This is a genomic window from Nocardia sp. NPDC006630, from assembly GCF_040611495.1.
In the GTDB taxonomy this organism is placed as follows: domain Bacteria; phylum Actinomycetota; class Actinomycetes; order Mycobacteriales; family Mycobacteriaceae; genus Nocardia.
Map to the genome: position 1 here is coordinate 182,017 of NZ_JBEXOK010000004.1, position 23,097 is coordinate 205,113.

The 23,097-nt window shown below is 67.7% G+C and carries 18 protein-coding genes and 1 pseudogene; 7 read left to right on the plus strand and 12 right to left on the minus strand.

Annotated features, from left to right (window positions below):
• Window positions 1-73 precede the first annotated feature (73 nt).
• A complete protein-coding gene (locus ABZX86_RS12600) occupies window positions 74-9,394 on the plus strand; it encodes a fatty acid synthase subunit beta domain-containing protein (protein ID WP_355122935.1) in 9,321 nt (3,106 codons plus the stop codon).
• A gap of 137 nt (window positions 9,395-9,531) precedes the next feature.
• Window positions 9,532-9,954, plus strand: coding sequence for a holo-ACP synthase (locus ABZX86_RS12605; protein WP_297611548.1), 423 nt, complete (start codon window positions 9,532-9,534; stop codon window positions 9,952-9,954).
• Window positions 9,955-10,015: 61 nt separating this feature from the next.
• Here ABZX86_RS12605 and ABZX86_RS12610 read toward each other — a convergent pair whose 3' ends face one another.
• Complete coding sequence (locus ABZX86_RS12610; RefSeq protein WP_327146425.1) at window positions 10,016-10,660, minus strand: TetR/AcrR family transcriptional regulator; 645 nt, start codon at window positions 10,658-10,660, stop codon at window positions 10,016-10,018.
• A gap of 328 nt (window positions 10,661-10,988) precedes the next feature.
• Between ABZX86_RS12610 and ABZX86_RS12615 the strand changes: the two genes are divergently transcribed.
• Window positions 10,989-12,287 (plus strand): hypothetical protein, encoded by a 1,299-nt coding sequence (locus ABZX86_RS12615; protein ID WP_355122937.1) that lies wholly within the window; start codon window positions 10,989-10,991, stop codon window positions 12,285-12,287.
• Window positions 12,288-12,389: 102 nt separating this feature from the next.
• On the opposite strand, the gene bcp is transcribed toward ABZX86_RS12615, so the two are convergent.
• Window positions 12,390-12,863, minus strand: a complete 474-nt coding sequence (gene bcp, locus ABZX86_RS12620; RefSeq protein ID WP_355122939.1) for a thioredoxin-dependent thiol peroxidase — start codon at window positions 12,861-12,863, stop codon at window positions 12,390-12,392.
• 158 nt (window positions 12,864-13,021) lie between these two features.
• On the opposite strand from bcp, the gene ABZX86_RS12625 reads away from it, so the two are divergent.
• Entirely contained in the window at window positions 13,022-13,243 is a 222-nt protein-coding gene (locus tag ABZX86_RS12625) for a DUF3618 domain-containing protein (protein ID WP_297611557.1), read from the plus strand.
• Window positions 13,244-13,344: 101 nt separating this feature from the next.
• On the opposite strand, the gene ABZX86_RS12630 is transcribed toward ABZX86_RS12625, so the two are convergent.
• Together ABZX86_RS12630 and ABZX86_RS12635 are read right to left on the minus strand one after the other, a co-directional pair.
• Window positions 13,345-13,653, minus strand: a complete 309-nt coding sequence (locus tag ABZX86_RS12630) for an excalibur calcium-binding domain-containing protein (protein ID WP_327144229.1) — start codon at window positions 13,651-13,653, stop codon at window positions 13,345-13,347.
• A 312-nt stretch (window positions 13,654-13,965) separates the two neighbouring features.
• Window positions 13,966-14,295: pseudogene (locus ABZX86_RS12635) on the minus strand (pirin-like C-terminal cupin domain-containing protein); the annotation flags it as partial.
• Between the two features lie 76 nt (window positions 14,296-14,371).
• Between ABZX86_RS12635 and ABZX86_RS12640 the strand changes: the two are divergent.
• On the plus strand, window positions 14,372-14,836 hold the full coding sequence (locus tag ABZX86_RS12640; protein ID WP_355122941.1) for a MarR family winged helix-turn-helix transcriptional regulator: 465 nt from the start codon (window positions 14,372-14,374) through the stop codon (window positions 14,834-14,836).
• Window positions 14,837-14,852: 16 nt separating this feature from the next.
• Here ABZX86_RS12640 and ABZX86_RS12645 read toward each other — a convergent pair whose 3' ends face one another.
• Window positions 14,853-15,935, minus strand: a complete 1,083-nt coding sequence (locus ABZX86_RS12645; protein ID WP_355122943.1) for a crotonase/enoyl-CoA hydratase family protein — start codon at window positions 15,933-15,935, stop codon at window positions 14,853-14,855.
• Between the two features lie 62 nt (window positions 15,936-15,997).
• Window positions 15,998-16,315: a hypothetical protein gene (locus tag ABZX86_RS12650; RefSeq protein WP_327144233.1), complete on the minus strand. Its 318-nt coding sequence runs from the start codon at window positions 16,313-16,315 to the stop codon at window positions 15,998-16,000.
• A gap of 136 nt (window positions 16,316-16,451) precedes the next feature.
• Here ABZX86_RS12650 and ABZX86_RS12655 point away from each other — a divergent pair, with 136 nt between their 5' ends.
• Window positions 16,452-17,312 (plus strand): GNAT family N-acetyltransferase, encoded by an 861-nt coding sequence (locus ABZX86_RS12655; RefSeq protein ID WP_355122945.1) that lies wholly within the window; start codon window positions 16,452-16,454, stop codon window positions 17,310-17,312.
• A 1-nt stretch (window position 17,313) separates the two neighbouring features.
• Here ABZX86_RS12655 and ABZX86_RS12660 read toward each other — a convergent pair whose 3' ends face one another.
• A complete protein-coding gene (locus ABZX86_RS12660; protein WP_355122947.1) occupies window positions 17,314-17,991 on the minus strand; it encodes an APA family fibronectin-binding glycoprotein in 678 nt (225 codons plus the stop codon).
• Window positions 17,992-18,071: 80 nt separating this feature from the next.
• Window positions 18,072-18,518 carry a MarR family winged helix-turn-helix transcriptional regulator gene (locus ABZX86_RS12665; protein WP_355122949.1) on the minus strand — a complete coding sequence of 149 codons (447 nt, stop codon included), beginning with the start codon at window positions 18,516-18,518 and terminating at the stop codon, window positions 18,072-18,074.
• Between the two features lie 80 nt (window positions 18,519-18,598).
• Between ABZX86_RS12665 and ABZX86_RS12670 the strand changes: the two genes are divergently transcribed.
• Window positions 18,599-18,973: a cupin domain-containing protein gene (locus ABZX86_RS12670; protein WP_355122951.1), complete on the plus strand. Its 375-nt coding sequence runs from the start codon at window positions 18,599-18,601 to the stop codon at window positions 18,971-18,973.
• A 4-nt stretch (window positions 18,974-18,977) separates the two neighbouring features.
• Here the strand turns inward: ABZX86_RS12670 and ABZX86_RS12675 are convergent, their stop codons facing one another.
• From ABZX86_RS12675 to ABZX86_RS12690, 4 genes are read right to left on the minus strand one after another with little or no spacing between them, the layout of a single operon-like run.
• Window positions 18,978-20,042 (minus strand): alpha/beta hydrolase, encoded by a 1,065-nt coding sequence (locus ABZX86_RS12675; protein WP_355122953.1) that lies wholly within the window; start codon window positions 20,040-20,042, stop codon window positions 18,978-18,980.
• On the minus strand, window positions 20,039-20,884 hold the full coding sequence (locus tag ABZX86_RS12680; RefSeq protein ID WP_355122955.1) for a mycofactocin-coupled SDR family oxidoreductase: 846 nt from the start codon (window positions 20,882-20,884) through the stop codon (window positions 20,039-20,041). Before ABZX86_RS12680 ends, ABZX86_RS12675 begins: the two co-directional genes overlap by 4 nt.
• The gene (locus ABZX86_RS12685) at window positions 20,881-22,470 is read right to left on the minus strand and encodes an NAD(P)/FAD-dependent oxidoreductase (RefSeq protein WP_355122957.1); all 1,590 of its coding nucleotides are present in this window, start codon (window positions 22,468-22,470) and stop codon (window positions 20,881-20,883) included. Before ABZX86_RS12685 ends, ABZX86_RS12680 begins: the two co-directional genes overlap by 4 nt.
• Before the next feature lie 23 nt (window positions 22,471-22,493).
• A complete protein-coding gene (locus ABZX86_RS12690; RefSeq protein ID WP_355122959.1) occupies window positions 22,494-23,093 on the minus strand; it encodes a TetR/AcrR family transcriptional regulator in 600 nt (199 codons plus the stop codon).
• Between the last annotated feature and the right edge of the window lie 4 nt (window positions 23,094-23,097).

The following is a 23,097-nucleotide window of genomic DNA, read 5'->3' on the forward strand; positions in this document are numbered from 1 at the left end:
AGGAACACCTGCGCACCGTGAGCGCGGCCCAGTCCTGTGGGGACGGGGACGCCAGGAGAAGGAAGTCGAAGTCTTGACGATCAACGAGAGCACCGGAACCGGGTCGAAGGCCGAGCTGGCGAAGAAGAGCCGGGATAGTGGAGTCAGGTCGTCGCTGCTGGACCGGTTGCTGGGGGGTGCGCCCTATGCGCTGGCGTTCGGCGGACAGGGTGCCCAGTGGCTCACCGAGCTCGAGGAGATCGGCCGGGACAGTGCGCTCGAGCCCGAACTGACCGCGCTGGTCAACGAGGCCGCGGAGCAGCTCGCGCCGGTTGCCGCGCAGCTGCTCGTGGTGCGCCCGGTCGGTTTCGACCCCATCGGCTGGATGCTCGAGGAAGAACTCGCCGACCCGGAAGAGGGGGAGGTGTCGGCGGCGCCCTCCGCGCAGGTGTTGCGTTCCGCCGCGGTCTCCATGCCGGGTGTGTTCCTCACTCAGGTGGCCGCGCTGCGGGCGCTGCGCCTACAGGGCCTGGATATCGTCGAGCACGCTCCGGCCGCCGTCGTCGGACATTCGCAGGGGCGTATTGCCGCCACGGCCGCCGAAGCCCACGGGCAGCGCGATGCCGAGTTGCTGGCCATCGCCCAGTTGATCGGCGCCGCAGCCGGACTGGTGGCGCGTCGTCGCGGGCTGATGCCGCTCGGTGAGCGCTCGCCCATGGTCGCGGTCTCGAATGTCGATCCCGAGCAGTTGCAGGCTGTGGTCGACGAGGTCTCGCGCGGCGTGGACGCCGACAAGGCCGCGGTGCTCTCCATTCGCAACGGCCGCCGCCGCGCGGTGCTCAGCGGCCCGGTGGCGCAGCTGGATCGAGTACGGCAGCGCAGCGCGGAGATCCACGAGGAGCAGTCGAAGGAGCGCGACGCCAAGAAGCGTGGCGGCTCGATCTTCGCACCCGTATTCGAGGACATTCCGGTCGAGGTCGCCTTCCACCACCCGGCGCTCGCCGACACCGTGGAAATGGTGCGCGGCTGGGCCGGGCAGTGTGGACTCGACGCCGAACTGGCCGCCGCCCTCACGCAGGAAGTACTGGTCGATCCGATCGACTGGGTCGCCATTATCGACAACACCGTTTCGGTTGGCGCGCAGTGGATTCTGGATCTGGGCCCCGGTGACCTGCTCACCCGCCTCACCTCCGGCTCGCTGAAGGGCACCGGCGTCGGCGTGCTGGCCGCCTCCACCCGTCCGGGCCAGCGCAGCCTGTTCACCCCCGGCGCGGCCCCCGAGGTCGCCCCGGCCTGGGCGGAGTTCGCACCCAAGCCGGTGCGCCTGCCCAACGGCCGCATTGTGGTCGAGACGGCGTTCACCAAGCTCACCGGTCGCTCGCCGATCCTGCTCGCCGGTATGACCCCTACCACGGTCGACGCGAAAATCGTTGCGGCCGCGGCCAATGCGGGCCACTGGGCCGAGCTGGCCGGTGGCGGTCAGGTCACCGAGCAGATCTTCGCCGACCGCGTGCAGGAGCTCGAGACGCTGCTGCAGCCGGGTCGCACCGTGCAGTTCAACTCGCTGTTCCTGGATCCGTACCTGTGGAAGCTGCAGCTGGGCGGTAAGCGCCTGGTACAGAAGGCCCGTACCGCCGGCGCCCCGTTCGACGGCGTCATCGTCACCGCCGGCATTCCGGAGCTGGACGAGGCCGTCGCCCTCATCGAGGAGCTGACCGAGGTCGGCATCACCCATGTCGCCTTCAAGCCCGGCACCGTCGCTCAGATCCGCGCGGTGCTCCGAATCGCGGACGCCGCACCGGATTACGCGGTCATCATGCATATCGAGGGCGGCCGCGCCGGCGGCCACCACTCCTGGGAAGACCTCGACGACCTGCTGCTCGAGACGTACGCGGCGCTGCGCACCCGCGCGAATGTGGTCGTCTGCGTCGGCGGTGGCATCGGCACCCCCGAGCGTGCCACCGAATACCTCACCGGCACCTGGTCGCAGGTCTACGGCTACCCCGTCATGCCGCTGGACGGCGTGCTGGTCGGCACCGCCGCCATGGCGACCCTCGAAGCCACCACCACCCCCGAGGTCAAGCAGCTGCTCGTCGACACCCCCGGCACCCCGGACTGGGTCGCCGCGGGCACCGCCACCGGCGGAATGGCTTCCGGCCGTAGCCAATTGGGTGCGGATATCCACGAGATCGACAATGCCGCCTCGCGTACCGGCCGCCTGCTCGACGAGGTCGCCGGCGATGCCGATGCGGTCGCCGAGCGCCGCGCCGAGATCATCGAGGCCCTCGACGGCACCGCCAAGCCGTACTTCGGCGATATCGCCACCATGACCTACCTGGAGTGGCTGGAGCGCTACGTCGAGCTGGCCGTCGGCCTGGATCGCCGCAAGGATTTCGACTGCGGCGGCGACTTCGCCTCCGCCATCGCCGATGCCACCGCCTCGGTCTGGCTCGACATCACCTGGCGCAGCCGATTCGCGGAGATGGTGCGCCGCACCGAATCCCGCCTCAATCCGGCCGATCGCGGCGAGATCGAAACCCTCTTCGCCGACGATGCCGACTTCGAGACTCCGGTCAAGGCCATCTGCACGCTGAAGGAGCAGTACCCGGCCGCCGCCGCGACCGTGCTGCACCCGGCCGACGTCCCGTTCTTCATCTCGCTCTGCAAGACCCCCGGCAAGCCGGTCAATTTCGTGCCCGTCGTGGACGGCGATGTGCGCCGCTGGTGGCGCTCGGATTCGCTGTGGCAGGCGCATGATCCGCGCTACACCGCCGATCAGGTCTGCGTCATTCCGGGCACCGTCGCCGTCGCCGGCATCACCCGCGTGGACGAGCCGGTCGGTGAACTGCTCGACCGTTTCGAGCAGGACACCGCGTACTCGCTGGTGCGCGAGGGCGTTGTCCCGGCCGCCGTCGACGGCCGCCGCCGTGCCGATGTCAGCACCGGCGCCATCGATATCGTGCTCGCCGCACCGGATGTGCAGTGGTCCGGCCGCACCACCGTCAACCCGATCCACCGCCTCGGCGATCTGCACGAGTGGGCCGTCGACGAGCAGGGCGCGAGCCATGCGCCGACCGGCGCCACGCTGCGTCCCGCCGACGGACCCGAATCCGACAGCGCCTATGTGGAATTGACGGTTCCGCTGCTCGGCCGCGATGCCGTCAAGATCCGTATTTCCGTTCCGGCCACCGTGTACAACGGTGGCGCACCGGTCATTACCGAGGACGATGCCCAGACCGCCATGTCGGCGCTGCTGGCCGTCGCCGCCGGGCAGGCGCTGCCCGAGGTGAAGACCGTCGACGGCACCAAGGTCGCGCATTTCAATGTGGCCTGGAGCCCGGACCTGATCGCCGATCACGCCGGTGTCACCGGCTCCGGTATGCCGGAGAACCTCAGCACCCTCGGCCGCACCGTTCCCGATGTGCTCGTGGGCGCCTGCTGGCCCGCCGTCTTCGCGGTGCTCGGCGCGACCCGCACCGCCGATGACAAGAGCGTCATCGAGGGCATGCTCGATCTGGTCCACCTCGATCACCAGATTCAGCTCGACGGCCAGTTGCCTTCCGCCGCAAGCGTGCTCGCGGTGCGGGCCGAGGCCGGCGAGACCGTCGACACCGATATGGGCCGCGTCGTCGAGGTGCGCGTGCGCATCTCCGGCATGCTCGACAAGCCGGAGACCGGCCTGTCCATGCCGACCGTCGCCACCCTGACCGAGCGCTTCGCCATTCGCGGCCGCATCGGCGGCAACGAGCTGACCGATCCACCGCGCGCCGGCGGCGTGCTGTCCGACCAGGCGAGCGACACCCCGCGTCGCCGCCGTCGCGATGTCACCCTCACCGCACCGCGCGCCATGGCCGCCTTCGCGCAGGTCTCCGGCGATCACAACCCGATCCACACCAGCGAGGCCGCCGCCAAGCTGGCCGGACTCGGCAGTCCGATCGTGCACGGCATGTGGCTCTCGGCCGCTGCGCAGCACGCGGTTTCGGCCATCGACCTCAGCGATAAGGTGCCGCCGCGCACCCTCACCTCCTGGACCACCCGCTTCCTCGGCATGGTGCGCCCCGGCGCGCAGATCGATGTGCGCGTGGAGCGGATCGCCGTGGATCAGGGCAGCGAGATCATCGAGGTCTCCTGCCGCATCGAGGGCGATCTGGTCATGACCGCCACCGGTAAGGTCGCCGCGCCGAAGACCGTGTACGCCTTCCCCGGGCAGGGAATCCAGACCAAGGGCATGGGTCTGGACGCGCGCACTCGCTCCAAGGCCGCCAAGGAGATCTGGGACGCCGCCGACAAGCACACCCGCGAGGCCCTCGGCTTCTCGATTCTCGCTGTGGTGCGCGACAATCCGACCTACCTCAAGGCCCGCGGCGTCGAATACCGGCACCCGCAGGGCGTGCTGCACCTGACCCAGTTCACCCAGGTCGCCATGGCCACCCTCGGCGTCGCGCAGGTCGCGGAGCTGCGCGAGGCGGGCGCCTTCATCGAGGGCGCCATGATGGTCGGGCACTCGGTCGGTGAGTACAACGCGCTCTCGGCCGTCGCCGGAGTGCTGCCGCTGCACGCCGTCCTCGAGGTGGTGTTCCAGCGCGGTTCCGCCATGCACGAGCTGGTCCCGCGTAATGCGCAGGGGCTCAGCGACTATCGCCTGGCCGCCATCCGCCCGTCGCAGATCGGCGTGGCCGATCACGAGGTCGTCGACTTCGTGAACCGCATCGGCGAGGCCTCCGGTGAGTTCCTGGAGGTGGTGAACCTCAACCTGCGCGGTTCGCAGTACGCCATTGCGGGCACCGTCGCCGGACTCGACGCCCTCGAGGTCGAAATCGAGCGGCTGCGTGCGGAAACCGGTGGCAAGCGCGCGTTCGTCGTCATCCCGGGCATCGATGTGCCGTTCCACTCCACGGTGCTGCGCGCCGGTGTGCCGGAGTTCCGGATCAAGCTGGAGGGCCTGCTGCCCGCCGACCTGCACCCGGAACTCCTTGTCGGACGCTACATTCCGAACCTGGTGCCGCGGCCGTTCAACCTGGAGCGCGAATTCATCCAGGAGATCGCCGATTACGTGCCGTCCGAGCCGCTCGCCGAGGTGCTGGCGGACTGGGACGAGTGGGCCGCCAAGCCGGTCGAGCTGTGCCGCGTGGTGCTCGTGGAGCTGCTGGCCTGGCAGTTCGCCAGCCCGGTGCGCTGGATCGAGACCCAGGATCTGCTGTTCACCGATGCCGAGCACGGTGGCCTGGGTGTGGAGCGGTTCGTCGAGGTCGGCCTGGCCGCCACGCCGACCGTCGCCAACCTGGCCTCCAATACGCTGAAGCTGCCTGCCTTCTCGAACGCCACGGTCGAGGTGCTCAATATCGAGCGTGAAGCCGCGATCGTGTACGCCACCGATACCGATCCGGCGCATGTGGACGAGCCGGAGGAGACCCCGGTCGAAACCGCCGCTGCCACAGCGGCTCCGGCTGCCGCCCCGGCCGCGGCTCCGGTCTCCACCGGTGGCCCGCGCCCCGACGACATCGCGTTCGTCGCGGCCGACGCCACCCGCGTGCTCATCGCGCTGTGGACCAAGCTGCGCCTGGACCAGATCGGCCCGGTGGACACCATCGAGGGCCTGTGCGACGGCGTCTCCTCGCGGCGTAATCAGCTGCTCGTCGATCTCGGTGCGGAGCTGTCGCTCGGCGCCATCGACGGTGCGGCCGATGCCGATATGGGCGCGCTGTCGAACACCGTCGACCGCCTGGCCCGCACCTACAAGCCGTTCGGCTCGGTGCTGTCCGATGCCATCGGCGATCACCTGCGCAAGGTCTTCGGCCCGTCCGGTAAGCGGCCCGCCGCGATCGCCGAACGTGTCAAGAAGGTCTGGGAGCTCGGCGACGGCTGGGCCAGCCATGTCACCGCCGAGGTGTCGCTCGGCACCCGCGAAGGCGCCAGTGTGCGCGGCGGGGATATGGGCGGACTCGTCACCGGTGGCCTGAACGACGGTGCCGCCGTGGACAATGCCATCGATACCGCCGTGCAGGCCGTGGCCGCACGCCGCGGCATCGCGGTCTCCATGCCGTCCGCCGGTGGCGGCGGGGGAGCGACCGTCGACGCCGCCGCCCTGGGTGAGTTCACCGAGCAGATCACCGGCCGCGACGGCGTCCTCGCCACCGCCGCCCGCGTGGTGCTCGAGCAGCTCGGCCTGGCCGAGCAGCTGTCCGCGCCGGAAGCCTCCGACGACACCCTCGTCGATCTGGTCTCCGCGGAGCTGGGCACGGACTGGCCGCGTCTGGTCGCGCCCGCCTTCGATGCCCGCAAGGCGCTGCTCATCGACGACCGGTGGGCAAGTGCGCGTGAGGATCTGGCCCGGCTGTGGCTGGGCGACGATACGCACGCCGCCGAGCTCGCCGTCACCGGTTTCGCCGGTGCCGGGGAAGCCGTTGCCGTGCAGGCGAATTGGTGGCGCGATCGTGCCAAGAGCGAGGCTCGCTCGGTACTGGCCGGCGTGTACGGCCGCATTGCCGAGGCCGCGCTGACGAGTGCGGACCCGGGCGTCTGGTCCGACGATATCGCCGTGATCACCGGTGCCAGCAAGGGTTCCATCGCGGCGGCCGCCGCCGGACGCCTGCTGGGCGGTGGCGCGACTGTCATCGTCACCACCTCCAAGCTGGACGACAGCCGGATCGGCTTCTACAAGAAGCTCTACCGCGAGAACGCCCGCAACGGCGCCGCCCTGTGGGTGGTCCCGGCGAATATGGCCTCCTACACCGATATCGACGCCCTGATGGACTGGGTCGGCAACGAGCAGGTCGACAATGCCGGTGGCGCGAAGATTCTCGTCAAGGAGGCGATGACTCCGACGCTGCTGCTGCCGTTCGCCGCCCCCCGCGTGGCCGGTGACCTGGCCGATGCCGGCGCCCGCGCCGAAATGGAGATGCGGGTGCTGCTGTGGTCGGTGGAGCGCCTCATCGGCGGTCTGTCCCAGCTGGGGGCGGACCACAATGTGGACGCGAAACTGCATGTGGTGCTGCCGGGTTCGCCCAACCGCGGCCTCTTCGGCGGTGACGGCGCGTACGGCGAGTCCAAGGCCGCCCTCGACGCCGTGGTCGCCAAGTGGCGCGCCGAGAAGTCCTGGGCAGACCGGGTCACCCTGGTGCACGCGCTCATCGGCTGGGTCCGCGGCACCGGGCTCATGGGCCATAACGATCCGCTGGTTGCCGCTGTCGAGAAGGCCGGGGTGCACACCTGGTCCACCGAGCAGATGGCCGATGAACTGCTCAAGTGGTGCACGTCGCGGGCTCGCGTCGTCACCGCCGGCGGCCCGCAGCAGATCGATCTGACCGGTGGCCTGGCGCGCGCCAAGCTGGATCTGTCCGCGCTGGCCAAGGAGAGCATGGAAGCCGCTGCGGCGGAAGAGGATATCGAGGAAGGCCCCGTCACCATCGCGGCGCTTCCGGCCCCGCCGACGCTGAGCTCCAAGCTGCCGATCCCCGAATGGGGTTCGGTGACAGCCGATCTCGACGATATGGTCGTCATCGTCGGCGCCGGTGAGCTCGGACCCTACGGCTCGGCGCGCACCCGCTTCGAGATGGAGGTCTCCGACCAGCTCTCTGCCGCGGGCGTACTGGAGCTGGCGTGGACCACCGGTCTGGTCACCTGGGAGAACGAGCCCAAGGCCGGCTGGTACGACACCGAATCCGGTGACTACGTCGACGAATCCGAGCTGGCCGAGCGCTACCACGACACCGTGGTCGAGCGCTGCGGCGTCCGCCGGTACGCCGACGACGGCGCCATGGTCGACAACACCGCACCGCTGCTCACCTCGGTCTTCCTGGACAAGGACCTGTCCTTCGTGGTGAACAGCGAGGCCGAGGCCCGCAGTTTCTACGCCGCCAACCCGGAGCAGACCGTCATCACGCCGGTCGAGGGCACCGGCGACTGGCAGGTGACACGCAAGGCGGGCACCGAGATTCGGGTGCCGCGCAAGGCGAAGCTGTCCCGGGTGGTCGGTGGGCAGATCCCCACCGGCTGGGACCCCACCCGGTTCGGCATCTCCGCCGATATGGCCGGTTCGGTCGACCGGGTCGCGCTGTGGAACATCGTCTGCACCGTGGACGCGTTCCTCGGCTCGGGTTTCAGCCCGGCCGAGCTCATGCAGTGGGTGCACCCGTCACTGGTGGCGAACACCCAGGGCACCGGTATGGGCGGCATGTCGTCCATGCGGTCGCTGTACATCGACAACCTGCTCGGTGAGTCGCGGGCCAACGACATCCTGCAGGAGGCGCTGCCGAACGTCGCTCTGGCGCACGTGGTTCAGAGCTATGTGGGCAGCTACGGCGGCATGATCCACCCGGTCGCCGCCTGCGCCACCGCCGCGGTCTCCGTCGAGGAGGGCGTGGACAAGATCAAGCTCGGCAAGGCCGATCTGGTCGTCGCCGGCGGTTACGACGATCTCGGCATCGAAGGCATTGTCGGCTTCGGTGATATGTCCGCCACCGCCGATTCGGCCGTCATGTCCGCCAAGGGCATCAGCGACCGCTACTTCTCCCGGGCCAACGATCGCCGCCGCGGCGGCTTCGTCGAATCCATGGGCGGCGGAACGGTGCTGCTGGCTCGCGGCAGCGTCGCGCTGGAAATGGGCCTGCCGGTGCTCGGTGTGGTCGCGTACGCCCAGTCCTTCGCGGACGGCGTGCACACCTCCATCCCGGCCCCCGGCCTGGGTGCGCTCGGTGCGGGTCGCGGCGGCGCGGAGTCCAAGCTGGCCAAGGAACTTCGCAAGCTGGGTGTGGCGGCGGACGAGGTCGCGGTGATCTCCAAGCACGACACCTCCACGGCCGCAAACGATCCCAATGAGTCCGAGCTGCACGAGCGGCTGGCGACTGCCATCGGCCGCTCGGAAGGCGCACCGCTGTTCGTGATTTCGCAGAAGACCCTCACCGGTCATGCGAAGGGCGGCGCGGCGGCCTTCCAGATGATCGGCCTGTGCCAGGTGCTGGAGCAGGGCGTCATCCCGCCCAACCGCAGCCTCGACTGCGTGGACGAGAAGATGCAGGCGTACCCGCACCTGGTGTGGGTACGCGAGGCCATGGATCTGGGCGAGCGCTTCCCGCTCAAGGCCGGTCTGGTCACCTCGCTCGGCTTCGGGCACGTCTCCGGCCTGGTGGCGATCGTGCACCCGCAGGCGTTCATCGCGGCCCTGGATGCGGACAAGCGCGAGGCGTACCAGCGTCGGGCCGAGGAGCGTCAGCTCAACGGCCGGCAGCGCCTCACCGAGGCCATGTGCGGCGGCGCCCCGCTGTACGAGCGCCCGGCCGATCGCCGTCTCGGCGGCGACGGCACCCCCGCCAAGAAGTCGCGCCAGCTGGAAGCGGACATGCTGCTCTCGGCCCAGGCCCGACTGGGTACGGACGCAACGTATGTCGCGGTTCCGCCCGGACCCGCGTGCCAGTAATAGCTGACAGCTCTGCGCCGCACCACCTGCGGCGCAACTGAACTCACGACCAGTGGAGCCTACGGATCCGTAGGCTCCACTGGTATGTTGCAGCCCATTCGACTGCCTTCAGAGAAAGAATCGAGGAGTCTCGAACAGTGACGATCCTTGGTATCGGACTGGACTTGGTATGCATTTCCGAGTTCGCCGAACAGCTGGAACGCCCCGGATCCACCATGATCCGGGAGACCTTCACCGCCGGTGAGCGGCGCTATTGCCAAAGCAAAGGCACCGACCCGGCCCGCAGTTACGCCGCCCGGTGGGCCGCGAAGGAGGCCGTCATCAAGGCGTGGGCCGCGTCGCGGTTCGCCCGTAGTCCGCAGATCGGCGACAATCCGTATCCCCTGATCGAGGTCGTCAATGACGCCTGGGGACGCCCCAGCATCAAATTGCACGGCCTCACAGCCGAATTCCTGCCGCGGGTACGGGTGCACCTGTCGCTAACGCACGACGGCGATATGGCGGCCGCCATGGTGGTGCTGGAAGATCCGGGCGAACTGGCCGATCTGATCCAGGGCTGAACGCGGGGCCGATTCGGAGTCGAACGGCAGGCTTCCGCGGGGAGCCGGACGGCGGGGCGGGTCAGAATTTGTCGGGCTCGAGCGGCAGGCGCTGCCCGCCCGTCCGTGATTCCTTCTCGGCGATCAGCAGATACGCGACCATGAGTCGCTTGAGCTCGGCGACCGCGTCCTCGTGGCTGAGGCCGTCCTGGACCGAGAAGTTCAGCATCGAATAGACCACGTGCACCAGCACCTGCGCCATCATCGAACGACGGCCGCGCGGGGTGCGGGGCATGAGCGAGCGCAACATCTGCGCTACCGCCTCGGCGAATTCCTTCTCGTGAATCGCGCCGGTGGCCCGCGTCGAGGGTGTCGACTGCATGGCCAGCCACACCTCGCGCCGGGACGGATCGGTCATCCACAGTTCGGCGAGGTGATCGACCAGCGCGTTCATATGCCGCAGCCAGTCCATGGACGGGATCTCGCCGTGGAAGTCGGCCAGCTCCTGTGAAACCGCAACCAGGTCTTGGCGATTGAGCTCGCAGACGATGACGTACTTGTTGGCGAAGAATTGGTAGAGGGTGCCGATCGGCACTTCCGCGCGGGCCGCGACCTCTTCGCAGGTGAACGATTCGAAGCCGACCTCGACCAGCAGTTCGCGGGAGGACTGCAGCAGCGCGTCGAACTTGCGCTTGCTCCGCTCCTGCGTCGGCCGGCGGCGCGGCATCAGCTCCTGCGGATCATCCTGCAACTCCAACGCAGGGTCCGGTCGCCGCGTCGACCTGGTTCCCGTGCGTGCTTCCACGTTCAACAGCCTAGAGGTAGCGACACTCCGATGACACGCTGCGGTAGTTCGTGTGTCCCTATGTCGCGGCGGATTTCTACCCATCCGCGCCGGGAATGGTGACGAACCTTCATCGCAGCTGCTTCTCAGCTGCATGTCTCAGGGCTGATTTCACCACCGGGTCGTTTGACCTATCGGGGTTCATTTCACTGAAAGCACGACGACGTTGGAAGGCTGATCTGTGGTTGCTCCTGCTGTTGTTCGTTCCGCGGTGACCATCGGCGTTGCCACCGAGCGCGGTACCGTGCGCGCCGTGGCACTCGCCGATGACGGTGACAAGTTGCCAGAACGCGTGGTCATGGAACGCGTCGAGAAGATCACCGGTGAGACGAAGGCCGATCTGGCCGCCGCGGTCGAACTGGTGCTGGAGGAGATCGCGGGCAAGCTCGGCCCGGATCGGGAAATTCTGGGTGCGGCCGTCGCCTACCGCGATGCCGCCGAGCGCCGGGCCATCGTCACCCGCCTGGCCTCGGGGCCGTGGCGGGAGGCCTCACTGGTCTCCGCGAAGGCCGCGCACCTGTCCGTGGCGCGCGCCATGACGTGGGTGGACGAATTCGACGATCTCGCCATCTGCGAGGTGGTGCCGGGTTCGCAGGCGTTCTCGCTCATCGATTCCGGGCGCAACCGGGTGCTCGCGGCGGTGTCGCTCACCGGCGGCGGTACCACGGAGGAGGCCATGCGGGCCGCCGTGACGGCCGCCTGGGATCAGTTCGACGCGGCCGGTGTGAAGCCGGACGCGGTGGTGCTGATCGGTTCCGCCGCAGGCGAACCCGCGGTCAAGGCGGCGCTGGAGGCCGGTTTCGGCGCACCAGTCATTCCGTGCTCCGTCGCCGCGGCCGCACCGGCCATCGGCGCGGCGCTGTCGGCCATGCCGGAGGCCGAGTACGCGGGCGAGGCCGCCGAGCGCATTCGCCGCGCCCGGGGTACCGCCGCGCTTTTCGCCGCGGCCAGTGTGCTCGCGGGTGGTCTCGTCGCCGGCGGAGTGTATGCGGCCAGCGGTAATTCGAAGTCGGTGCCCGAACCGATGCTGACCGATTCCCGGGTCTCCGCGGACGCGCGCACCAGTGGCAGTGACCATCCGGTCGCACAGCCCGGTGTCGAAACCGGATCGGCGGGCAATCCCGCGGACGGTCAGCCGGGTGCTCCGGCCACGCCGTCCGATGTGAGCGCACCGGTCTCGGAGCAGACCGTGCCGGAGCCCCCGCAGGCGCCGGATGTGATCACCATCGATCCGGCGGCCATGAACTGGGGTCCCACGAATCCAGATGCGGGACATTGGCGTCCGTCCAAACCGCTGGTGAAGTCACAGCCGGAGCCGGAGACGGGTCTGTATCAGGATTCCATCCTGCCCGCGCCGACACACGCGGCCGCGCTCACCGATACCGGCCTCTTCTCGGGTGAGAACGCACCGCCCGCGCTGAACACGCCGGAGTTCAGCAAGTGGTGGGACAACCACTGGAACATGATGCTGCAGTGGGCAGCAGCGCAGATGCTGCCGCGCGGCGTCTAGAACTGGATCCCCGTCAGGGGAACCGGGTCTCGGCAGTGCGGCTGTGTCGAGGTGGAAGAGTCCCGGCCCGGGTTGGGGGTCGGGACTCTTCCTGTTGTGCGGCTATACCGACAGGTCGCGGCGCAGCTTCGCGACGTGTCCGGTGGCGCGCACGTTGTACTGGGCCACCTCGATCTTGCCGTTCTCGTCCACCAGGAAGGTGGAGCGGATCACTCCGGTGACGGTTTTGCCGTACATGGTCTTCTCACCGAACGCGCCGTATGCGAGCAGTACGGATTTATCCGGATCCGAGAGCAGCGGGAAGGTCAGACCCTCCGCATCGCGGAACTTGGCCAGTTTGGCGGGCTTGTCGGGGGAGATGCCGAGGACTTCGAGCCCGGCTTCGTTCAATTCGGCCAGGCTGTCGCGGAAGTCGCAGGCCTGTTTGGTACAGCCGGGCGTGCTCGCGGCCGGGTAGAAATACACGATCACCTTGCGGCCGCGGTAGTCGGCGAGCGACACCTCCTTGCCGTCCGCATCGGAGAGGGTGAAGGCGGGCGCGGTATCGCCGGGACTGAGTCGGGGGTTCTCGGTCATGCCGCCACCGTAGTAGACCGGTCCGACGCGATGTGAGCGATACACTCCACAGCAGGTCGGCTCGTACCCGGACGCGCTGAGCGATTCCTGACGACCGACGCGCGAGCGACCTCGAGACGACAGTGCCGCTGAGCGCGGCTTGCAGACAGGAGTGTGACGTGGCCAGAGATACCGAGGCGATCGAGCGGGAGATCGAGGCCGCACGGAGCCGGCTCGCCAGCACCCTCGACGAACTGGCGGTGCGGGCCGATCCGCAGCGATTGGCCGACAACACCAAGCATGCGCTGATCGCGAAGGTGAATGAGCCGAAGATCAAATACAGCCTGATCGGCGCGGGTGCGCTGATCGTGACGCTGGTGCTGGTCAAGATCTTCCGCTGAGCGAGGCGAGTAGTCAGCGCTGAGCTGAGCAGTACAAAGAAACACCCGGTGCCGATGCGGCGCCGGGTGTTTCTTCGTTTTCGATAATCAGCAAGACCGGATCAGACTGTCGGGCAGGCCATTCCGGTGCCGTCGGGATCGAGGTTCGGACCGTAACCGGGCTCACCGCGGAACAGCGGCGCGCGACCGGCTGCCCGGGCTTCGTCGCAGTTGCGGAACTGGCCGCCCGCGGAACCGGTCTGAGCGAGATTGGCCGAACCGGTCGCGCCCGAGCCGGTGTCGATGACCGAGGAACCGGTACCGGACGACCCGGTCGGCACGGGGCCATCGGCGAGGGCGAGGGCGGCGGGGGCTGCAAGAGTCGTCAGTCCCGCGACGCTGGCGGTGACGAGAAGCCGGCGAACGTTCATGTATTCCTCAATGTCGGCGCAATAGGTTGGTGGCGGCCCGATTCGGCGCGGATGCCACCCTTGCCGCGGTGGTGCGGCACGGTGGCCGGTACGGGTCCGGCGTCTACAGTTCCGGCGGAACGTTGCATTGTCAACCGGTATGGCTATTCATCCAGGTAAATAGCCATGCGACGGACCGCCGACGGGATATGTTCCGCTGGAACATGTCCCATTTGTCCTGTGGCAGTCACTGTATCGTGACGCCGGGCCGTACATCCTGTGAGGACTCGCAGAGTTTCCTGCAGATCCACCGCGATCACACCGGCCGAACTCCTATTCGCCCAATCGCCTGCCGCGAAGATGTTCCGCCGGAACATGTCCCATGCGCCCAGCCTGGAAATCTTCGATGGCGTCGATGATTTCCTGCCGCGTGTTCATGACGAACGGGCCGTGCTGTACGACGGGCTCCCGAATCGGCTGGCCGCCCAGCAGCAGGACCTCCATATCTCCGGTGCGCGTGTCCTGGTGTGCGTCGGCCGCGACCGTGAGGGATTCACCACGGCCGAGCACCACCAGCTGTCCGGCGGTGACGGGGCGGCGCTCCACGCCGACCGTGCCGCTGCCAGAGGCCACGTAGACCATGGCGGTGAACTGTTGCGGCCACTCGGGTGCCGGTGCTCGAAGTGACCAGGCTCGCCTTTGGTGTCCATGTCAACCAAGGGGGGATACTATGTATTCCATGACCCGCTGGCTGAGTGAACAGGAACAGGCGACCTGGCAGTCGTTCATTCGCATGCGGCAGCGGCTGGACGCGGCACTGGCGACCGGTCTCGCACAGGACGGCCTGTCGATGTCGGACTACGAAGTACTGGTGGCGCTTTCGGCCGCCGGCGGGCAATTGCGCGCCAAGGAGCTCGGTGCGGAGATCTGCTGGGACAAGAGCCGGCTCTCGAAGCACCTCTCGCGCATGTCCACCCGCGGACTCATCGACCGCTGCCAGGCCGCCGACGATGCCCGCGGCCGCGAAGTGCGCCTGACCGATGCCGGTCGCCGCGCCCTGGAAACCGCCGCACCCAACCATGTGGAGCTGGTACGGCGGCTCTTCATCGACGAACTGACCGAGGCCGAAGCCGAGGCCGTGCGCTCACTGGCCGACAAGGTGGTCGTCGAAGTCGAACGCACCGACGTATCCGGCATCGGCTGAAAGCGGTACCGGCTGCTCAGCTTTCGGTCGCGGGCTTGTCGAACTGTGCGCGCTTCCAGTCGCCGAAGGGCTCGTCGCGCTCGCGGACGGCGTCGCGGAAACCGGTTGTGGCGGCGCGTAATTGGAAGGCGTATCCCTCGCGGGTGTGGCGGGAGATGCCGTCGAATACCGTGCTGATCATGCCGGAGTTCGCCACGCCCTGGTTGAGCAGTGCGCTGTTGAGTGCCAGTTTCGCCATGATCAGCTGATTGATCGGGACCTGCGAAATGCGTTGCAGCAGATCCTCGGTGCGCTCGTCGAGCTGATCGGCGGGTGCGGACTCGATGGCCAGGCCCCACTCCTGCGCCTGTTTGCCGCTGAGACTGTCGCCGGTGAACAGCAGTCGTTTGGCGCGCTGATCGCCGACCCGGTGCGCCCACATGCCCGCCGCCGGAATGCCCCAGGTGCGGGTGGGCGGGTAGCCGAAGCGGGCGTCGTCGGCGCAGATGATCTGGTCGGCGTACAGCGCGATATCGGTGCCGCCCGCGATGGCGAACCCGTGCACCTTGGCCACCGTCGGCTTATTGGCGTACAGCAGGCTCGCGAAGCCGCGATTGAAGCGCGACATCATGGCGTAGTCGACCATCGGATCCCAAGTGCCCCAGGGATTGTGATTGCGCGCCTGCACCACGGGATCGAGCACGGTGCCCTCGGTGGGCTGAGCGCCCTCTGGAGGCGCGAAACCATTCTCGGCGAAGATCGACAGGTCGTACCCGCCGCAGAAGCCCTTACCGCGCCCGCTCAGCACGATCACGTGCACCCGGGGATCCAGGTCGGCGCGCTCGACGGCGGCCGCCAGCTCGATCGGGGTGTCCGAGGTGATGGCATTGCCCTGCTTCGGGCGATTGAAGGTGATGCGCGCGATGCGGCCGGTCACCTCGTAAGTCAGTGTGCGGCCGGTGATTTCGCCCTCGGGCTGCGGGCGGCCGGTGAAGAGCGAGTCCGCGCCGCCGGTGAGGTCGTCACGCCAGGCGGCGGGGCGGGTCCCGGCGTGCTGCTCGGAGGGTCCGGAGGGACTGCTGCCGGAGGGTGTGGCGGGGCGTTCGGATTCGGCTGACACCCAAGCAGTGAACCCCCGTTCATTTCTTGCTGTCAAGACCCGGCGGGGTAGAGCGAGGTGATTCAGGCGCCCCACGGCCGGATCGGCGGCTTCACCCAGAGGATCTTCTCGTCGGCATGCTCCCGCTGCGCCGCCGGATGCTCCGGATTACGCGCCGCCCAGCCGTCCTTCTCGACGAGCAGTTCCGCCACCGCCTGCCACGTCTCATCCGTGCTGGGCGGATTGGTATCGGCGGCCCGGGCCAGCTTGCGCCGCTGCGTCGGCGGCAAGGCCAGCAATTCCGGCCCGCTGATACCGCGAGCCCAGATGAATGCCGCCAATCGTCGAGCCTTGTCCTCGCGGCTACGGCTCGCATGATCGGAGTGCGCGTAGTCGGCCATATCGCATCCCCGCAGGTAGTCCACTATGTCCAGCCGACCCTACCGCAGCGCCGGGCGCCGGCCGGCAGGTAGTTCGCCGGGCTCTCCGGCGGCTTTCCGGCACCGGCGCGGGTCCTCGGCGGTTACCGTGAAACCCATGCCGGATGCCGCCGCCAGCGCCGACCAGCTCGTTATCGAACGAGCCACTCCGCAGGACTGGACAACCGTCACCGCATGGGCCGCCGCGGCGGGCTGGAACCCCGGACTACGTGATGCCGCGGCCTTTTTCGCACAGGATCCCGGCGGCTTCTTCCTCGGCCGCGTGCGCGGGGAGCCTGCCACCGCGGTCTCGGTGGTCAACTACGGCGATGACTTCGCATTCCTGGGGTTCTACCTGGTGCGACCGGAGCTGCGCGGTCGCGGGCTGGGAATCGCCACCTGGAACGCGGGCCTCGCACACGCGGGCGGGCGCACTGTCGGCCTCGACGGTGTCCCGGATCAGCAGGGCAACTACCGCCGCAGTGGCTTCGAACTCGCCTACCACACAGCACGTTTCGTCGGCATCCCGGATCTTCCGCCGCCGGACGGAACCGTGCGGGTCATGGCCGCCGCCGATGCCGCCGCCGTGCACGACTACGACTCCGCCTGCCTCCCAGCCAATCGCCCCGAATTCCTGCGCACCTGGCTCGGTAACCCGGGATATCGGACGCTGGTGCGCATTGTGGACGGGAACCTGGCGGGTTTCGGAACAGTCCGTCCCGCAAGGGATTCCCACCGGATCGGACCCCTGTTCGCAGACGACGCCGATACCGCCCGGCAGCTGCTCGCCGCACTGGCCGCACAGGCCGGCGGAGCCTCCGTGGCCGTAGATGCCCCGCTGCGCAACCACTCCGCCGTCCGCCTGTGCGAAGAAGCGGGCCTGAAGCCGAGTTTCGAAACGGCGCGCATGTATACCGGGCCGGTCAGATCCCACTGTCAGGACAAGGTTTTCGGCGTCACCACGCTCGAACTCGGCTGAGCTATAGCGGGCGAATGGATTCGGCCAACTGCTCGGCGGCGGCTTTGTCGACCGGCGCCTTGGCATCGCCGATCCAGCTGACCCACCAGCGCCGGTCGCCGGATTGGACTACGGCGGAATAGATCTCGGCCTCGGGGCTGGAAGCGGTGTCGAAGGAGATGCGGTAGAAGCATGACTCGCCGGCGACCTCACGGCCTTCCAGGTCGAGGGTTTCGGTGTCCACCCGCTTGCCGGAGTCCGGGAAGAAGAACTCGCCCATCCCGGAGCCGAGTGCGCAGGCGGCCCGGGTGTCATCGGATTCCGCTGCGGCGAAGAGGGATCGGTCGAGCTTGCCGAGCAGGATCATGCCGTCGCCGCCCCTGGACCGCTGCAGGGCGACCTGCCCGAAGACCAGGTGCTCGTCGTCGCTCTCCTGTGGCATCAGCTGCCACCCGTCAGGAGTGACGAAGCTCAGGCCCGCCGCACGGCTGACGGTGCGGTTGGCCTCGTCGTGGGAGCGGCGTAATTGCAAGAACGCCGAATAGCCGATGCCCGCCAGCGACGCGACCAGGGCGACGACACAGAGCGCGATGACCCCGCGCGCTGTGCGCGGCGATACGGTCGATTCGGAGATCTCGGAGACGTCGGGCCCGGGTAGCGAGGCGGCGGGTTCCGGAGGCCACACCTGGTTCGGTTCCACCCCGCGACGCTAACAACAGTGCTGGTCAGAGGATTTATAGCGGCCGATGCGGCGCGCCGGACGGGATGATCACGATCGGGCTACCAGCCCGACGGTCGGACCCGGCCGGGCGTGACGACGTGCGCGAGCATATTCCGCAGTTCGACCACCGCGGCCGGTCCCAGCGCCCGCGCCCAGCGCTCGATGAACTGCGCCGCGGCGGCATCGGCGGCGCGGGTGCACGCCCAGCCCCGCTCGGTGAGCGTGATCAAGCGCGCCCGCGCGTCGTGCGGATGCGGATTGCGTTCGGCATAACCCCTTTTGACGAGCTCATCGACCAGCTGGCTGGCCGCCTGCTTGGTCACCCCCAGATGCTCGGCGATCTCACCCACCGTCGCACCGTCCGGCACCATCCGCACGAAGGCGAAGCCGTGCGTGGGCCGCACATCGGTGAACCCGGCCGCGACCACCCCGCGATCGATGGCATCGGTGACCTCGGCGGCGGCCGCGAGCAGCAGCATCGGCAAATCCTGGGCGGGTGCGGGCATGTGTGCATCTTGACACTTGACAAGAAAGTCAACAAGCTTGACCATATAGACAAGCAAGTTGACTAAAGGAAGTGTTGAACATGCCGGTAATCCGCACCGCAGACATCGAGTCCCACCAGATGCACGGCTCCACCTTCACCCCGCTGGTCCGGCCGGCCACCGGCAGCGCCGAACTCTGCGTCTGGCGCCTGGAAATCGCCCCCGGCATCCAGGGCGTAGCCCACCGAATCCACCGCGAAGAAGCCTTCGTCCTCCTCGAAGGCTCCCTCACCCTCACCATCCAGGGCGAGTCCACCACCCTCACCCCCGGCGACGCGGCCGTCGCCCCCGCCGGATCCACCATCCGCCTGGACAATCCGGCCGCGGCCCCCGCCGTTGTCATGGTCACCGCGGCCGTCGGCTTCACCGGCGAACTCCCCGACGGCACCATCGTGAACCCGCCCTGGGTCAACTGAGCTCCTACTGGGCGAGCGCGAAGCGAAGTGCGCCAATGGCTTCCAGGAGGACGGAGCGGCCGGTGTCGCCGAAGGCGGTGCCATAGATGATGCCGTGGATCAGGGACGGGTGGCGGCGGAGAGCTACTTGGACGCCGGACTGTTGGAGGCGGTGGGCGTACTCCTCGCCTTCGTCGCGGAGGGGGTCGAAACCCGAGACCGCGACGTAGGTGGGCGGGAGTCCGGTGAAGGTGGGCGCGAGGAGCGGGGAGGCCCGGGGGTCGTTGGCGTGCACGGGGTTCGGCAGGTAGTTGTCCCGGAACCAATCCATGTGCGCCTCGGTCAGGACGTAGCCGTCGGAGAAGAGTGCATACGAGCGGCGTTTGCGGGAGACGTCCGTGATGGGGCAGAACAGGAGTTGGAAAGCGGGCGGAAGGCCTGCCGCGGTGGCCTGTTGGGAGACGACCGCCGCCAGATTGCCACCAGCGCTCTCGCCCGCGACGACGATGCGTTCGGGCAGGGCGCCGAGCGATTCGGCGTTCTCGCGGGCGAAGCGGTACGCCGACATCGCATCGTCGATGGCCGCGGGGAACGGATGCTCGGGGGCGAGGCGGTAGCCGACCGAGAGCACCGGGAATCCGGAGCGATCGGCCAGGAAGCGGGCGACGTTGTCGCAGGCGTCGATACTGCCTACCGTCCAGCCGCCACCGTGGAAGAACACGATGAGAGCGCCGCCGGTGGACAACTCGAGTGGTGTGTACAACCGGGCGGGGATCGGGCCGCCGTCCCCGTCGATCTCCAGATTCTCGACTCGGCGCTGCGGCAGTGCGCGGCCGAGTATGCGGCCGCCGAAGTTCATCGCCGCTCTGGAGTAGCGAAGAGGGATGTCGCCCATGGGCTTTCGCGGCATCAGGCTGAACAATCCCATGGCCCGCTGCAGGCCGGGATCGAGGGTCTGGCCGTCGATCACCACATCGAAGTTCCGGAAGGCCTGCGGCCGCACGGCTTTCAGTAGGCGGGAGGAACCGCGCAGCAGCGCCCTGGCGATCCGATCCACACCCGGCGCCGGGGCGCTGCGCTGTGTGATCACCGGGCCAGGAACCCCTTGTCGACCGGAATCTGGGTGCCGGTGACAACCCGGGACCCGTCGCCCGCGAGCCACACCACCACATCCGAAATCTCTTCCGGCTCGACGAGGCCGTCTGCCTTGAGCAGGTTCGGCGTGTAGCTGTAGACGTAGGACGGGTACTGCTCGAACATCTTGTACATCGAGGTGTCATTGCCGAGCGGGGTATTGGTGCCGTAGGGGAGCAGCACATTCACCCGGATGCCGTATTCACCGAGCTCGATCGCGAGCGACTTCGTCAGGCCCACGACGCCGAATTTGCTTGCGGCGTAATGGCCGCAGCCCGGAGGCGCCTTGACGCCGGCCGAAGAGCTGATGGTCATGATCGAGCCGCCGTTTCCGGCCTCGATCATGGCGGGCACCGTCGCCTTGATGGTGTTCCAGACGCCCGTCAGATTGATATCGACGGTTTCGGCGAACTGCTCCGCCGAGATCTCCCAGAGCCGGCCCCAGCTGCACACGCCCGCATTGGCCACCACAATGTCGAGCCGCCCGAACTGGGCAATGGCCTCGGCCACCGCGTTCTGCTGACCCTCCAGATCGCGAACATCGACCTGCTTGGTCAGGATATTGCCGCCCTCGGCCTTGACCAGCCGCGCGGTCTCCGCGAGATCCTCCGCCTCGGCCATCGAATACCCGCTGAACTCGGTATTGGTACAGGCGTCTACGGCGACGATGTCCGCCCCGGCCCGGGCCAGACTCAGCACGTGCGAACGGCCCTGGCCGCGCGCCGCACCGGTCACATAGGCGACCTTTCCGGTCAGCGTCTTCTCTTGCGGCGTAACGCCGGATGCTGCGACGGTCATGCACGTGCCTCGATTTCTTGTCGATCCGATTGATCTTGTGATGCGGGAGCGCCGATTCGGCTCCCGCGGGTGAACTCGTAGTCGCTGAGCGGCGAACGCCTGCTGAACCACCAAGCGCCACTGATGGTTTGGGGGCGGTAGTAGACCGCGTCACCCTGTGAGTTGACGAAGTAGGTCCGGAGTCCCGGATTGCAGTCGACGGTGTAGGTGCGAATCAGCTTCTCGTTGCGGCGCATTCGCCCCACCCAGCGCTCGAAGGCCGCGGGCCGCACCTGCGCCACGGTGGCTCTGCGCCGGGTGGCCTCGGAAATGATGCGGACGGCATGCCGTGCGGTCAGGTCGATGAAGGTGTGCCAGGCGACGCCGACATAACCCTGCGGAGCGACCAGGGACCACCGGTTCGGAAAGCCGGAGTGGGCGCTGCCACCGTAGCTGCGTAATCCATTGCGCCGGTAGTCTTCTGCGAGATCGAGTCCGGATGCGCCCACGATCTTTCCGGTGCGGTACGCCTCCGGATCGGTGAACAATTCGTAGCCGGTGGCCATCACGATCAGGTCGTAGGGCCGCTCGACGCCGTCCGTGGTGCGCATGCCCGCGGTGGTCACACGTTCGATCGGATCGGTGATCAGCGCTACCGACGGCAGAGCCAGCGCCGGGAAGAAGGTGCTGCTCAGAATCGGTCGCTTCGCGAGGATTCCGTAGCCGGGGACCAGCGCCGCGCGGTCGACCGGATTCGCGACCTCCCGGCGCAGCAGCAGCCGGTACACCGACCGCCAGATCTTGTCGTACTGCGGCAGGACCGCCGCGAGCAGCGAGCGCGGAAGTTTCGGCAGCACATTGCAAATGAGCTGCAGCGGCAACTCCATCAGTGCCAGCACGACGCCGTTGAGCGCTGCGACGACACCGGGCAGCGCCAGTACCTTCTGCACCCGCGCGGAGATCTCGGAATCCGGCTTGGGCAGAATCCAGGCCGGTGTCCGCTGGTAGACGTCGACCGACTCGGCCTCGCCCGCGATTGCCGAAAGTATCTGCACCGAGCTCGATCCGGTGCCGATCAGCGCCACTCGCTTTCCGGCGCAACTGTATTCGGGATCCCATGCGTTGGGGCGCAGGATGGTGCCGGTGAAATCGCCGGTGCCGGGTATCTGATCGCTGGACTTGGGATTGATGTACCCGCCCATCGCATTGATGACAAACCGTGCCGTAACCGGTTCCTGCCCTGCGATATCCAGCACCCAGACCTGATTCCGGTCATCCCAGACCTCGCGCTCCACCGCCGCACCTCCGCGGAAGTGCGCGTAGAGGCCGAGGCGCTGTGCGACATCCCGGTTGTAGCGCTGGATCTCCGGCCCTTCGGGAAAGAGCCTGGACCAGTCCGGTTTTCGGGCGAACGGGAACTGGTAGAACAGCGTCGGCACATCGACGGCGAGGCCGGGATAGAAATTGTCCCGCCAGCTTCCGCCGAAATCATCGGCGCGCTCCAGTATGACGAAATTGGTGAGGCCAGCGCGCTGTAGATAGTGCGCGGCGGTTATTCCGCCCGGTCCGGCCCCGATGATGGCGACTTCGAAATAGTCACTTGCCATCCGTTGTACATCCTTCCACGTGATCAGCGCGGGGCAAGTCCATTGATCAAGAGATCGCTGGTGTGCCGCGCCATATCGTCCGCACTGTCGAAGCCGAGCACGACAGACGGGAGTATTTCCAAGCTGAGCAATACCCGGACGATCCAATCGCCGGCATGCATGGGATTCATTGCGCTGTCGACCTCGCCGCGTTCCTGTGCGGCTATGACGAGGGGGGCCCAGAATCCGGCCCAGCGGTAGACGAGGTTTTCGCCGTAGTGCTCCAGGAGAATCGCGATGACGCTCTCGGTGCGCAGCGGGGGAGCGAGCACCTGCGGAGTATTCATGTGCTCGTAGATCATGGCGACCGCTGCGCCTACCTGATCACGCAGGGTGACCCGGGGTTCGACAATGGTCGCCAAGCCGTCGATGAATGCATCGCAGATATAGGCCAGGCCCGCATTGAGCGCGGTTTCCTTATCGCCGAAGCAGTTGTACACCGTTCCGCGGGATACCCCGGCGGCCTTGGCGACATCGGTCAGCCGGAACCCGCGGACACCGAATCGCTGAACACACTCCGCAGCACCGGCAACCAAGTCATTCGGAAAGTCTTCGGTTGCCGTACGCTCCATCGCGTTGTTCATGTTG

Excerpts from the sequence above, each read along its gene's own strand:
- ABZX86_RS12665 (WP_355122949.1), bottom strand. The coding sequence starts at position 18,518 with ATGCCCGCACCCGCCCAGGATTTGCCGATGCTGCTGCTCGCGGCCGCC.
- ABZX86_RS12630 (WP_327144229.1), bottom strand. The coding sequence starts at position 13,653 with ATGAACGTTCGCCGGCTTCTCGTCACCGCCAGCGTCGCGGGACTGACG.
- ABZX86_RS12680 (WP_355122955.1), bottom strand. The coding sequence starts at position 20,884 with ATGACCGTCGCAGCATCCGGCGTTACGCCGCAAGAGAAGACGCTGACC.
- ABZX86_RS12650 (WP_327144233.1), bottom strand. The coding sequence starts at position 16,315 with ATGGCCGACTACGCGCACTCCGATCATGCGAGCCGTAGCCGCGAGGAC.
- ABZX86_RS12670 (WP_355122951.1), top strand. The coding sequence starts at position 18,599 with ATGCCGGTAATCCGCACCGCAGACATCGAGTCCCACCAGATGCACGGC.
- ABZX86_RS12655 (WP_355122945.1), top strand. The coding sequence starts at position 16,452 with ATGCCGGATGCCGCCGCCAGCGCCGACCAGCTCGTTATCGAACGAGCC.
- ABZX86_RS12685 (WP_355122957.1), bottom strand. The coding sequence starts at position 22,470 with ATGGCAAGTGACTATTTCGAAGTCGCCATCATCGGGGCCGGACCGGGC.
- bcp (WP_355122939.1), bottom strand. The coding sequence starts at position 12,863 with ATGACCGAGAACCCCCGACTCAGTCCCGGCGATACCGCGCCCGCCTTC.
- ABZX86_RS12640 (WP_355122941.1), top strand. The coding sequence starts at position 14,372 with ATGACCCGCTGGCTGAGTGAACAGGAACAGGCGACCTGGCAGTCGTTC.
- ABZX86_RS12690 (WP_355122959.1), bottom strand. The coding sequence starts at position 23,093 with ATGAACAACGCGATGGAGCGTACGGCAACCGAAGACTTTCCGAATGAC.
- ABZX86_RS12610 (WP_327146425.1), bottom strand. The coding sequence starts at position 10,660 with ATGCCGCGCCGCCGGCCGACGCAGGAGCGGAGCAAGCGCAAGTTCGAC.